The following is a 12,694-nucleotide window of genomic DNA, read 5'->3' on the forward strand; positions in this document are numbered from 1 at the left end:
TTCATTTTACGACAGCTTGGCAACAAGGTCACTGAGCTTTTGGTGAACGAGACGTGACTCGAGGGCTCTGAAGGGCGTTCACAGGCCCCTCGGAATGCCCGCAGTCATCCGTTTCGGCCTTCGCTCCGAATGATTCGCATGAACCGAAAACATCGTGTGCTCCGCCGCATCAGCGGTGCGGTCGCCGGCATGGCCTCCACGCTCGTCCTGTTCGGGCTCGCCGACCTCATCGCGCGCGCCTTCAGCCCGAGCGCGGCCCCGCTGCTCACCTTGGGCCAGGCGATCATCCCCCTGGCTCCCCCGGCGGCCATCAAACCCGTCATCGCCCTGTTCGGGGAGAACGACAAGCTCGTCCTCGTCCTCTCCACCGGGCTCGGCGCGCTGGTCCTCGGCGCTCTCATCGGGGCCCTGGCCGTGTCCCGCCGACGGTTGGCCCTCCTGCTGTTGGTCATCGCGGGGCTCGTGCCTGCCGTCGTCATCGCCCTCCGCCCCGAGGCCGGAATCCTCGACCTCGTCCCTACGCTCATCGGTCTTGCGCTCGGCATCGCGACCTTCGTCGTGCTCCTCCGGTTCGGTGGGTTCACCGTCCCCGCCGAGGCGAGCGACTCCATAATCCCCGCCGAGGCGGCCGACCGTTCCGGTGCCGACTTCGAGGTCGCGGGCGCCGGTCCCGCCAGCTCCACCTCCCCTGACCCACTGAGCCGCCGACGTTTCTTCACCCTCGCCGGAGCCCTCGGTGCGATCGGTGCCGCGAGCATCGCCGCCGGTCAGACCGTCGTCTCCCTCGCCCAGGACGCAGGAGCGGCGGTGGCCAAACTCGTCCTGCCGGACCCGGCGAAGAAGGCCTCTCCGATCCCCGCCTCGGCGAGCGCCGATGTCGAAGGCACCGTTCCCTTCGTCACCGAGGCCAAGGACTTCTACCGCATCGACACGGTGCTCGCCCCTCCGGTCATCGACCCCGAGGAATGGTCGCTGCGCATCCACGGCATGGTCGAGAACGAAGTCACCCTGACGATGGACGAACTCCTCGACCTTCCCCTCGAGGAACATCACATCACTCTCACCTGCGTCTCCAACCCGGTCGGAGGTGAGCTCGTCGGCAACGCGACCTGGCTCGGCTTCCCCGTCCGCGAACTCCTCGCCCGGGCCCGACCCCACCAGGACGCCGATATGGTGCTCTCCCATTCCTTCGACGGCTTCACCGCCTCGACCCCGATAGAAGCGCTGCGCGATGACCGTGAGTCCCTGCTGGCCGTGGGGATGAATGGGCAGCCGCTCGTACCCGAACACGGGTTCCCGGCCAGGCTCGTCGTGCCCGGGCTCTACGGATTCGTGTCCGCGACCAAATGGGTGACCGAACTCGAGGTCACCCGCTTCGACGAGAAGACCGCCTACTGGACCGACCGCGGCTGGGACGCCAAGGCGCCCATCCTCGTCGCCTCCCGCATCGAGGTGCCCAAACCCCTGGCCAAGGTCGCCGCCGGCGACATCCGGGTCGGCGGCACCGCATGGGCACAGCGGTCCGGGATCGAGACCGTCGAGGTCAGACTCGACGACGGCGACTGGACGAAGACCGATCTCGCCGAGGAGGTCACCATCGACACCTGGCGGCAGTGGCGGGCCGAATTCTCCGGGGTGGAGCCGGGTTCCCACACCCTGACCGTGCGCGCCACGGACAAGGACGGCACCGTGCAGACCGCGAAGCGCCGGGATTCGATCCCGAACTCGGCCACCGGACACCATCACATCCAGTTCCGCGTCGAGTGAAGGGGAGAGCCCCCTCCTGCGCGTCCATCGGGAAGGGCGGAACCACCTCGGCGAAGAATCTCTCAAAGTTCTCACCCATCCACCCATCCAGAACCACTGCCGCTGCGAATACCCAGTACACAGCGAGCACTGGAGACTACTTCACAGCTGTGGGCCGATACGCACCACTGTTCACAAGGAGAAGAACGATGAAAACACTGCTTCGCACACGTACCGCAACCATCCTTTCAGCCGGAGCCATCGGACTCCTGGCACTATCGGGCTGCGGGGGCATGGACTCCGGCAGCGAGGACTCCGGTTCCGAGTCCTCCAGCACCGAATCCCAGGCCGCTGAGTCCGAGATGCCCGAGGAATCCGGGGATGCCTCGATGGCCGGCGGCGACCTCGTCGGCTCCGGCTGCTCGACCTACGCCGAGGAGAACCCCGATGGTGGGGGCTCGGTTGAGGGAATGGCTCAGGATCCGGTGGCCACCGCGGCCTCGAACAATCCGATGCTGACGACCCTGACGAAGGCCGTCTCGGGTGAGCTCAACCCGGATGTCGATCTCGTCGATACCCTCAATGGTGACGAGTTCACCGTCATCGCCCCGGTCGATGACGCGTTCGCCGCCGTGCCGAAGGACGACCTGGACGCCCTGGCCAAGGACTCGGACATGCTCACGAAGGTCCTGACCTACCACGTTATCCCCGGTCAGCTGAGCCCCGATGAGATCGCCGGTGAGCACGAGACCGTCGAGGGATCGAAGGTCACTGTTTCCGGTGAGGGCGAGGACATGAAGTTCGACGATGCCGGTCTGGTCTGCGGCGGAGTCAAGACCGCCAACGCCACCGTGTACATGGTCGACGGTGTGATGATGCCCAAGGACTGACATCTCAGACCCCTCGCAGTACCGGCCAGGGACCGATCACTGATAACCCGATCGGTCCCCGGCCACCCCTCTTTCCTCCCTCACCCACCGACGAGCGTGTCAGTCATCGGTCGGGGGATGAGAAGATTGGTCCATGAGTTCACACGATCCGACGGCGTTTCGACACAGTCCCCCGGGGTCTCCTCCGGAATCCCGACCGCAGGTTCCCACCTCGGCGGACAGCGGATTGACAGGGTCCGGGTCGGCAGACTCCGGGTCTGCGGGGTCTGGGTCGGCAGGATCCGCACCGGCGGACCCCAGCGGTGACCTGCTGTTGAGGATCGCCACGGGTGACGCGGCGGCGTTCGAGAAGCTGTTCACGGACCAGTCGAGGATCCTCATGGCCGTGATCTTGCGGATCGTGAAGAGCCGGTCACTGGCCGAGGAGGTGCTGCAGGAATGCTTCACCGAGGTGTGGACGCGGTGTTCGGGCTTCAACCCCGCGAAGGGAACGGGCCGGGCATGGTTGGTCACGCTGTGTCGCAGGCGAGCCATCGACTGCGTGCGCAGCGTCCAGTCCCAGCAGGACCGGGACCTCGCCGATGGGCTGCGGTCCACCGCCGAGACCGGTGACGATGTCGAGCAGACAGTGATCGACCGGGCGGAATCGGATCGGACGGTCTCAGCATTGAAGGGACTGCCGGAGGATCAGAGCAGACCGATCGTGATGGCGTTCTATCAGGGTCTGACACATGCTCAGATCTCTCAGACCCTCAAGGTGCCGCTGGGGACCATCAAGTCACGGATCAGAGACGGAATGAAGAAGCTGCGAGAGGAATTGGAGGCGAGTCGATGAGCACCGATCGTGATTATCTGGCCGCCGGCCTGGCGCTCGGCGGACTCAGCGATGCCGAACTGGTCGAGGCACAGGCCCTCGCCGACTCCGATGCCGACTTCCGCGCCGAGGTCGCCTCCTACGAAGACACGATGTCGCTGGTCGCCGGCTCCGATGAACCGGTTGAAATCAGTGGGAACACCCGCCAGGCGATCCTCTCCATCCCCGCGACCCATGCGCAGGAGGGTTCCGCGGACGAGTCGCAGGAAGGTTTGCGGGAGCGCCCGGCGAATGCGCAGGAGAACTCGCAGGAGCGCCCTGTGGACGTGCCGCCGAACCCGGCGACGCATGCGCAGGAAACTCCGACCGCGCCTGACCCGGTCGTCCTCACGCCCCATGCGCAGCAGAACTCGACAGCTGCGAACTCGGGCGAACCCACACCTCCGGCCTCCCTTGCCGACCACCGCGAACGGAGCAGCGGCCGCGGTCCGAACCGCCGAGCTCGAGCCGGGCGTCGCAGTTCGTGGCTTCCCTATGCGGCCGCGGCGGCCGCCCTCATCGTCGTCGCCGGTTTCGGCGTCACGATCTGGCAGCAGACCCAGGAACAGAACCAGCTCGAGGAGGACCTCGCGTCCACCCAGCAGCAGCTCGACGAGTCCACGCGTCTGATGGAGGCCGACGACCTGCACACGAGCACGGCCGAACTGCCCGAAGGCGGAACGGTCACGGTGCTGTCCTCGGAGTCCGAGCAGCTCATCCGCTTCAGCCCGCGCGATGTCGGGCAGGCTCCGGCCGGGAAGTCGATGCAGATGTGGGTGATCGGCGATGACGGTCCGGCGAGCGCTGGGCTGATGACCGGTGAGCCAGTGACGATCGCCGGCCACGAGTTCTCCGCCGGCAGCGTCTTCGGCATCACCGTCGAACCCGAGGGCGGCTCCGAGCAGCCGACCACGGACCCGGTCGTCGCGATCAACCTGTAGGCCGCGTCGCCACACGGAGCAGCGTGGCCACGAGCCACCGGCCAAGCGCTGCACGCTTTAAGTCGGAGAGCACTGGTTGCAACCAGTGCTCTCTGACTTAACCGGAGTAGGATCGCGCTCACCGTCCGCGAAGGAGCCGACATGACCGAGTTCGAGTGGGATCCCGCAAGCTATCTGGCCCTCATGGCCGAAGAGATCCCTGACTACACACGCCTCCAAACCGAGCTCACCGAGGCCGCCACAGCACCGACCGCGCCGGAGTCGGCCACCGACCACGCCGCCCGCCCGAGCACCATCCTCGACCTCGGCGTCGGCAGCGGCCTGACCGCGACCAAGGTCCTCGATACCCTCCCCGAGGCGAAGCTCCTCGGGATCGACGCCAGTGCGCAGATGCTCGCCGCCGCCCGCACGACTCTCGATCCTCAGCGCACCGAACTGCGGGAGGGCCGGCTCGAGGACCCGTTGCCGCCCGGACCGTTCGACCTCGTCATGTCGACGCTCGCGGTCCACCACCTCGGCGCAGAAGGCAAGGCGGATCTCTTTGCTCGCATCGCCGAGGTGCTCAGCCCCGGCGGTCGCTTCGTGCTCGCCGATCTCGTGGTCCCCGATGACCCCGCCGAGGTGGTCACCCCGATCGACTGGGTCGAGGACACTCCCAGCTCACTCGAGGAGCAGTTGGGCTGGCTCGCCGAGGCGGGTCTGAACACGCGAGTCCACTGGAAACACAAGGATCTCGCGGTCGTCGTCGGGGAGAAATCCGCCCAAGACTGATCCCGCACCAATGGCCGCGCCTCAGCCTGCAGGCGGAGCCCTGCGGCGCGAAATCCCCATCTCGGCGGATTCCGCACCGCAGTGCGACTGTCTAAGCTGGGAGGATGGCAGACAATGAGACATCGCTGAGCCCGACCAAGGGAGATGTGTATCTGACCATCGTCTTGGCCGTGGCTTCGATGGTCTTCTCAGTGCTCTACACGGCGACTGGCAATTGGCCTTTCGAAGCACCACTGTGGGTGCTGTGGCTGAGCTCGGCGTCCGTCTCCCTGCCGCTGATCTGGCGCCGACGCTATCCGAGTCAGGTTGCCTGGACCCAAGCGGTTGTCTTTGTCACGGCACAGGTCTTCAGCGCGATCGAGCCCGGGGTCACCCAGATCATCCTGTTCATGGGTCTCTATTCGGTGGGAGCCTGGCAGAGCAACCGCCGGGCCGCTTTCATCTCCCGGACCCTCTACTGCCTCGGCATCTTCCTCTACCTCAACCTGGCCCTCTCTTTCCAAATCAACGATCTCTCGGGGATGACGGCCCTGCAGATCGCCGCAGGTTTCGGCATCAATGTGCTCGTCAACGTCGCGTACTTCGGCGGGGCCTGGCTGTTCGGCAATCGTGCCTGGAACCAAAGACTGCTGCTGGCCGAACTCCGGGCCGCCAATGAGGAGGTCCGGCGGCAGGGAGAACGCCTGGCCGATCAGGCCCTCGATCTCGAGCGGGTGCGCATCGCCCGCGAACTCCATGACGGGGTCGCCCACCATATCGCCGGGGTGGGGATCCACGCCGCGGCCGCGCGCCGCAGCCTGACGAAGAACCCTGACAGAGCAGCCGAGTCACTGAAGACCATCGAAACCTCGACCAGAGAGACCGTCGAGGAACTCCGCGCCCTCGTCTACACCCTGCGCGACACCGGAGAGGCCCGGACCGAACCGACGACGAAGGGCAACCCCAGCCTCGGCGATCTGCCCGAACTCATCGAATCGGCCCGCGGCAACGGCCAGAGAATCGAATTCAGAACGATCGGCGAAGCCCGTCCGCTCACACCGATCACGGAGCTGTCGATCTACCGCGTGATCCAGGAATCCCTGACCAACTGCAGCCGCTACGCCGGTTCCGGCGCCGAGGTGGAGGTGCGACTGCGCTACGGCGGTGCCGATCTCGAGGTCGAAGTCAGCGACTCGCGTTCAGCCGGCTCCGAGCTCGCAGCCGAACGTCCCGACGCTTCGGTGCGCCCCGAGGACTCAGTGCACTCCGAGGACCCAGCAGGGCCCGAACCGCAGCAGGCCGGCCTCGGCCTGGGCATCGTCGGCATGCGGGAGCGGATGAACGCCCTCGGCGGCAGCCTCGAAGCGGGGCCGAAGTCCCGCGGTGGTTGGCTTGTCCGCGCCCGAATTCCCTATCCGCACACGAACGAAGACGTGGCTGTTTCGGCGTCGCCCGCTGCCGCCTCGGCGTCCCCGGATGCTTCCCCGAACGCAGTTGCGACCAACGACGCCGCAACCGTCGACGTCGAGGACACGAACCCGGCCACCGAGGACGCGGACCCCACATCCGAACCATCCGCCGCCCAGGCCACCGACACCCGAGCAAAGGCCTGAACCCGTGATCCGAGTCCTCCTCGTCGACGATCAATCGATGATCCGCACCGGCTTCCGCACCATCCTCGAATCCGAGCACGGCATCACCGTCGTCGGCGAAGCGGAGAACGGGCAGATCGCCATCGACCGCGCTTTGAAGCTGTCGCCGGACGTCATCTGCATGGATGTTCAGATGCCCGTCATGGACGGCCTCGAATCCACCGCGGAGATCGTCCGCAGAAACGCGGCCGGCGCGGTGCTCATGCTCACCACCTTCGACCGTGACGACTTCCTGTTCCAGGCCTTGGCGGCCGGTGCCAGCGGGTTCTTGCTCAAGACCGCCGAGGCGGAGCAGCTCATCGATGCCATCAACGCCCTGGCGAACGGGGACGGGCTCCTCTCCCCCGAGGTGACCCGACGTGTCATCGAGCGCTCGGTGAACAGCCCCGAGCCGACGACTCCCGCTCCGCCCGTGCTCGATCAGCTCACCGAACGCGAGCTCGAGGTCCTCCATCTGGTTGCGTCAGGACTGAGCAACTCCGAGATCGCGGCAAAGCTGTTCGTCGGCGAGGCCACGGTGAAGACTCATGTGTCGAACCTGCTGACGAAGCTCGATATCCGCGACCGCATCCATGCCGTGATCTGGGCATATGAGAACGGGATCGTCGGCGCCGGAGCGCGGAGCGGCGACTCGGGGTCGACAGACCGAACCTGACAGTTCGGACCGAGTTCCGGGACGTTCTGGCGAACTCGATGACGCCGAGTGTAGTCTGTCTTACGGCCGAATGACTCGATCGTGACCGGCCCATTCCCCGCCCCACAGCCCCACCACCTGCACTCAAGGTCCACCCCAACGATCCCCGAAACAGTCTTGACGGTTTCGAACTTCGGCGACCGGAAAGGCACCATGCGCATGCGCAGCACGGACACCGCTGCTCCATTCGACCCCACCTACGACCGCCTTGTTCACCAGGCACCGACGCGCAGCCGAGAGTCGACGCAGATCCTCGACTATCTCCGCGCCGACCGCTCGGTCGTGGTGGTCTGCCTCACCGGCGACGGAGCACTTGACTTCGCCCGGTCCTTGGCCGCCACGCTCGGTCAGCCCGAAGCTTCCCTCCTGCGAGTGACCACGCACACGAGCGCCGAGGAGGTCGAGGAGTTCACCGATCCCGCACGCCTCAACGGTGGCCCCCGAATCATCTGCGGCGCCCACCTGCTCACTGCCGAGGCAGAATCGGTCATCGACCGCGCACTCCATCAGTCGAAAGTACCCATCGCCTACCTTGTCGACGGCGACCGTCTGCGCGCCGTGCATCGGGACAGCAATGGGCCTCTCTCCCAGATCGCAGCCGGGTGGAGTTCCGGGCAGCTCGAGCGGATCGACCTGGCCCGACTGACCAGCAGCGAGTCTCTCGCACTCGTCACCGGACTCTCCGCAACCGCGCCGCTCGATGACCTTCAGCTTCGCACCCTCGCGGCGCTGTCCGCCGGCAGGCCGCTGGTCGCCGCCGATCTTGTCGCATGGGCCGAGGAGGATCCGCACAGAGTTCCGCAGCGCTACCCCCATGCCAGCGTCGATACCCCACCTTTCGGCAACCGCTCACTGCTGCGGCTGTCAGCACAGTATCCGCTCCTGCGCAGAGACACGCTGGTCACCGCCCGTCGCCTCGGCGACATCGGACCCATGCCGATCAGCACGGCCAAGCAGCTCTTCGGCAATACGACCATCGCTCGCCTGATCGACCTGCGATTGGCCCGCGAACTCGAGGTCACCGGCCAACCCTCCGTTGCGGTCTCGCCACTCCACGTCTCGGCCATGGACAGCGCACACGTCGGTGAGACCAGCGCCGAGGAGGACGAGGGATTCCGCCGCCGACTCGAGACGATGTGGCGGGCGGGCTATCCCGTCGGCGAGGTGGCCGAGATCAGCTTGGCACGTGACCTCGTCAACGACGCAGCCGAACTCGACCGTTCCCGGGCTCGGCTGATGCTCAGAGCGGCGCGTTCCCTCAACCGCCTCGGCGATCCGATGGAAGCCACGGTCATGCTTCTGACGGTCGAAGACACGGTCCGGGACGACCCGCCTCTGCTGCTCGAATGGGAGCTGCAGTCGATCATGGCACGGCTGACCAAAGGCGATCGCGCAGGTGCCGTCGATCTGATCCGGTCTGCTGTCGAGCGCGGTGCCATGGGGCACGAACACGAACCGGTGTGCCTCGAACTTCTCTTCGTGGCGGGTGCGGCTCTCGCCTGCGAAGCCGAACTCCCCGAGTGGTGGACGGAGTTCCTCACGGACACGGTCGATGTCCTGATTCCTGGGACGGCGAACCTCGTCTCCTCATTCACCGGCAGCGTGATGACTCGAATCGAGGACATCCGATCGGTCCTCGACTCCCCACGCACGCCGCCGGGTCTGCGTCTGGCCGCTCTCGCTACCCTGTGCCAGTACAGCCTCAAGGTCGACGACGCCGAGGGTCTGATCGCTGCGGCAGAGACGGGTCTCGACCTCATCGCCGACCTCACTACGGTCCAATCACGGACGCTCGATGATTTCACCTTCACCATGCTCTGGTACTTCTCCGCCGGAGCCACCGTCAACTGTCTCCTCGCCGGCATCGAACATGAACGCTCCGAACTCACCGCACGCACGCTGCTGGCAACCGCGTGCGGTGCGTCGGCCCACAGCGGATGGCAGCTGACGGCCACCGCGGCGTGGTCCACCGGAATTCTGCGCCTGCTCGAGGGGGAGGTCGACAGCGCGGCGCGCGACTTCGAGGCCTTTGCGGCATCGGTCAACCCGGCGCTGCTCGCCGTCGGCTGGGGATTGCGGGACACCATCGGTCGCTGGCAGCGCAGTCGCGCCCCCTACTATCGGCCGACCGCCGACGCCGAGGCGGGTTCGACGCAGGGGTACCGACTCCACGATGGTTTGGCCGCATTTCTCCTCGGCCCGGGATCGCCGAATGCCGAAGAGCTGCCGCCCTGGCTGCGCACTGTCTTCGTCCATGCCCGCCTCCTCGACGGCACGGTCACTGCGGCCGAAGCCGATGCATCCCTGGCGGGAGACCCGGATCTCGATCTGCCCGGCCCGCGCACTGCGCGCAGGCATATCGCGGCGGCAGCCGCCGAGGATGCCGAGGCCCTCATGGTCGTCGGGCGCGAACTGCAGCAGGTCGGCTACCGCGGTGCCGCCCGACTTGCCTTCACCCAGGCGCGCGCACTGTTCCTCGGCCAACGCATGAGTGCCCGTGCACGGTCGGCCGGGGACGCCCTCGATGCGCTGCACCTGCGAGCTTCGACAGCACCCGAGGACCCATCGCCCACGGCTGAGTCGCCGAGGCCGTCGACCGATGCCTCGCCCGCCGTGACTCTGACCGACCGCGAGCTCGAGATCTGCCGCCTGATCGCCGAGGGGCTGACGAATGTGCAGATCAGTCAGCGTCTCGTGCTGTCGGTGCGCACGGTCGAATCGCATGTGCTCCAGGCTCGGGCCAAGCTCGGAGCCAGCCGGCGTCGAGACATCCCGATGATCATGCTCAAGCTCCGCGATGCCGGTCGGCTCAATGCCGCGCAGCGCGGGCGGGCTTGACTCGAACCGGTCGTCCCGACCACCACACATAGATTCCGGCCGCCACGATGCCCGCGCCCATGATGACGATCCACCAGGGGAAACCGGGAATGTCCGGAGGCGCGGTTCCGGCCTCGAGGTCTGCTGCCGGAGTCGGGTAGACGCGTTCGGCGGTGACGAGGATCCGTTGGGAATTGATGCCCAGCGGCGTGCAGGTGACCAGGGTGACGAGGTCGCGGTCGGAGGCCGTCTGCAGTGATTCGGTCTCATCGGGTTCGACGACCTGTGTGCGCACGACCTGGTAGCTGAGCACCTCGCCGAAGGTCGTCAGGGTGAACCTGTCGCCTTTGCCGACCTTGTCGAGGTTCGTGAACATCGTCGCCTCGGCGAGACCACGATGGCCGGTGATGACCGAATGGGTGTTCCGGCCTCCGACGGGCAGACTGGTGCCTTCGAGGTGTCCGAGCCCTTTGAGAAGGGTGGCATCGCTGGTGCCGTGGTAGACCGGCAGGTCGAGATCGATCGAGGGGATGCGCAGTCGGGTCATCACGCCCGGCGCACCATCGTCGAGCACGTCCTCGTAGGCCGGGGCCCCATTGCTCGAGGTGCCGCTGCCCGAGGGCAGTCGGTGATTCGACTCGAGTTGCGCGCCCGATTGCAGGGCGGCGTTGTACTCGTGGGCGAGCTTGAGCTGGCGGGAGTTCTCCGACCGGTCGCCCTCAGAGGTCGTTGCCGAGTCTCCGATGATCTTCGACTGATCGAGCTGGGAGAACCAGGCCGCGGCACTCGGGTAGGTCCAGATCCCCAGGCCGCTCAGCGCGATCAGGGCGATGACCAGGGCGAACACGGGCACGCGCCACCGGCGCCCGTCCGATGACGGGCGCCGAGTGGACTTGCGCGGCCGCCGAGTCCGGTTCGGTACGGGCACCGAACCGGACTCCTGGGCCTCAGGTGAGTGGGTCACACCTGGTTCTTGCGGCGGTTGGCCACGACGATGCCTGCACCACCGGCGATGAGCATGAGGCCGATGCCGGCGATCATCGCGAGCATCTTTCCGTCAGCACCGGTCAGCGGCAGGTTCGGGTGACCCTGCTGGGTGTTGGGGAACTCGTACCTGAGTGGTGCCGAGGTCTCGCCGGCCGTGACGGTGACCTCTTTGACGGTTCCGTCGAGGACGTAGCCGGCAGGTGCCTTGGTCTCCTTGATCCAGTACTGCTTCGAGGTTGCGTCGTTGTTGCCGACCCACAGGGTGATCGAGACAGTGCCATCGGCCGTGGTCTTCACCGACGCCACGCGGTTCTTTGCTGCGGCATCGGAGAAGATGTCGAACTCGGCTCCGGCGAGGGTGTGGGACTTGTCGCCCGCGACGTGCTTGATGACCTTCAGGGAACCCCAGTTGGTGCTCACCTGGTTGGTCTTCTTCTCGGTGCCGTTGGTGTTGACCAGCGCCGAGTTCTCGATGGTGCCGTCGCCCTGCTCGATCACCTTCGTCGTGATCGTGGCGACGACCGAGTTGCCGGTCTTGAGCTTCTTCAGCCCCGCATCGGTGAAGGTGATCGTCACGGTGCCGCCGTTGACGGTGAGAGCGTAATCGGTGCCCTCGGTGTATCCGGCGACCTTGGTCGCGACATGCTCAAGGCGGGAGTCGAGCTTGTCGGTGATGACGAACTTCTTGTACCCGTTGTTCGCGGCCGGAACCGGAGCGGTGATCGTCCAGTCGACGTTCGAGCCGAGCACGGGAGCGGTCGGGTTCGAGACTTCCTTGGTCGGCTGGGTCTTGTTGATCGAGTTCTTCGGGTAGACGTTGACGTCGTAGAGCCACTTGCCGCCCGACTGGGAGAGAGGCAGGGTGACGAGGAACGGATCCGTCGTCGAGGTGGCGTCGGCCGGGGTCCCGGTCTCGGTGACGAGGTAGAGGCCCAGAGGCAGTCCGCTGAAGGTGGCGAGTCCGTCACCGGTGGTGGTCTTCTCGCCCTTCTTCTCCTTGGTGAAGCCGCCGGCTGCGACCTCGGAGGCCTGTAGACCGCTGATCGCATCCCATCCTTCGGGAGTGGTGAGATCGATGGTCTGACCGCCCTTGGACGTCACCTTCTCAACCGTGAAGGTGGCACCTGCGAGAGGGTTGCCGAGCTTCGAGGTGTCAGAGAGGGCGGAGCCGTTGCCGCCGTCGCTGCCGTAGCTGCCGTCGTACTTGTGGACGATAATCGACCCGGTCTTGCTCGTGTCGATGTTGCCCACATTGTCGGTCGCCTGCGCCGTACCGGCCATGCCGAGCACGCTCAGCGCCGCTGCTGCGGTGATCGCGGTCAGACGCCGCCACAGACCCAGTTTCCTGTTTTTCATTGTTTCCC

11 protein-coding genes are annotated in these 12,694 nt (G+C 66.2%); 8 read left to right on the forward strand and 3 right to left on the reverse strand.

Annotated features, from left to right (window positions below; translation table 11 throughout):
• The first annotated feature begins 138 nt into the window (after positions 1–138).
• Positions 139–1,767, forward strand: a complete 1,629-nt coding sequence (locus CV023_RS13555) for a molybdopterin-dependent oxidoreductase (RefSeq protein WP_230746405.1) — start codon at positions 139–141, stop codon at positions 1,765–1,767.
• Between the two features lie 188 nt (positions 1,768–1,955).
• Positions 1,956–2,636, forward strand: a complete 681-nt coding sequence (locus CV023_RS13560) for a fasciclin domain-containing protein (protein ID WP_230746407.1) — start codon at positions 1,956–1,958, stop codon at positions 2,634–2,636.
• 99 nt (positions 2,637–2,735) lie between these two features.
• Here the strand turns inward: CV023_RS13560 and CV023_RS13565 are convergent, their stop codons facing one another.
• Positions 2,736–3,017, reverse strand: coding sequence for a hypothetical protein (locus CV023_RS13565; protein WP_230746409.1), 282 nt, complete (start codon positions 3,015–3,017; stop codon positions 2,736–2,738).
• Between CV023_RS13565 and CV023_RS13570 the strand changes: the two genes are divergently transcribed.
• From CV023_RS13570 to CV023_RS13595, 6 genes are all read left to right on the forward strand, one after another.
• Positions 3,016–3,471, forward strand: coding sequence for a sigma-70 family RNA polymerase sigma factor (locus tag CV023_RS13570; RefSeq protein WP_230746410.1), 456 nt, complete (start codon positions 3,016–3,018; stop codon positions 3,469–3,471). The two genes, CV023_RS13565 and CV023_RS13570, sit on opposite strands and share 2 nt — an antisense overlap.
• Positions 3,468–4,430, forward strand: a complete 963-nt coding sequence (locus CV023_RS13575; protein WP_230746411.1) for an anti-sigma factor — start codon at positions 3,468–3,470, stop codon at positions 4,428–4,430. The genes CV023_RS13570 and CV023_RS13575 overlap by 4 nt, the downstream gene beginning before the upstream one ends.
• Positions 4,431–4,571: 141 nt before the next feature.
• Positions 4,572–5,201 (forward strand): class I SAM-dependent methyltransferase, encoded by a 630-nt coding sequence (locus CV023_RS13580; protein ID WP_230746412.1) that lies wholly within the window; start codon positions 4,572–4,574, stop codon positions 5,199–5,201.
• A gap of 104 nt (positions 5,202–5,305) precedes the next feature.
• Positions 5,306–6,793, forward strand: coding sequence for a sensor histidine kinase (locus CV023_RS13585; RefSeq protein ID WP_230746413.1), 1,488 nt, complete (start codon positions 5,306–5,308; stop codon positions 6,791–6,793).
• Positions 6,794–6,797: 4 nt separating this feature from the next.
• Positions 6,798–7,487, forward strand: coding sequence for a response regulator (locus tag CV023_RS13590; RefSeq protein WP_230746414.1), 690 nt, complete (start codon positions 6,798–6,800; stop codon positions 7,485–7,487).
• A gap of 198 nt (positions 7,488–7,685) precedes the next feature.
• Positions 7,686–10,364, forward strand: a complete 2,679-nt coding sequence (locus CV023_RS13595) for a helix-turn-helix transcriptional regulator (RefSeq protein WP_230746415.1) — start codon at positions 7,686–7,688, stop codon at positions 10,362–10,364.
• On the opposite strand, the gene CV023_RS13600 is transcribed toward CV023_RS13595, so the two are convergent.
• A complete protein-coding gene (locus CV023_RS13600) occupies positions 10,336–11,307 on the reverse strand; it encodes a class C sortase (protein WP_230746416.1) in 972 nt (323 codons plus the stop codon). The two genes, CV023_RS13595 and CV023_RS13600, sit on opposite strands and share 29 nt — an antisense overlap.
• Positions 11,304–12,686: a SpaH/EbpB family LPXTG-anchored major pilin gene (locus CV023_RS13605; RefSeq protein WP_230746417.1), complete on the reverse strand. Its 1,383-nt coding sequence runs from the start codon at positions 12,684–12,686 to the stop codon at positions 11,304–11,306. The genes CV023_RS13600 and CV023_RS13605 overlap by 4 nt, the downstream gene beginning before the upstream one ends.
• Positions 12,687–12,694: the final 8 nt, after the last annotated feature.

The organism is Brevibacterium sp. CCUG 69071 (assembly GCF_021023135.1).
Lineage (GTDB): Bacteria > Actinomycetota > Actinomycetes > Actinomycetales > Brevibacteriaceae > Brevibacterium.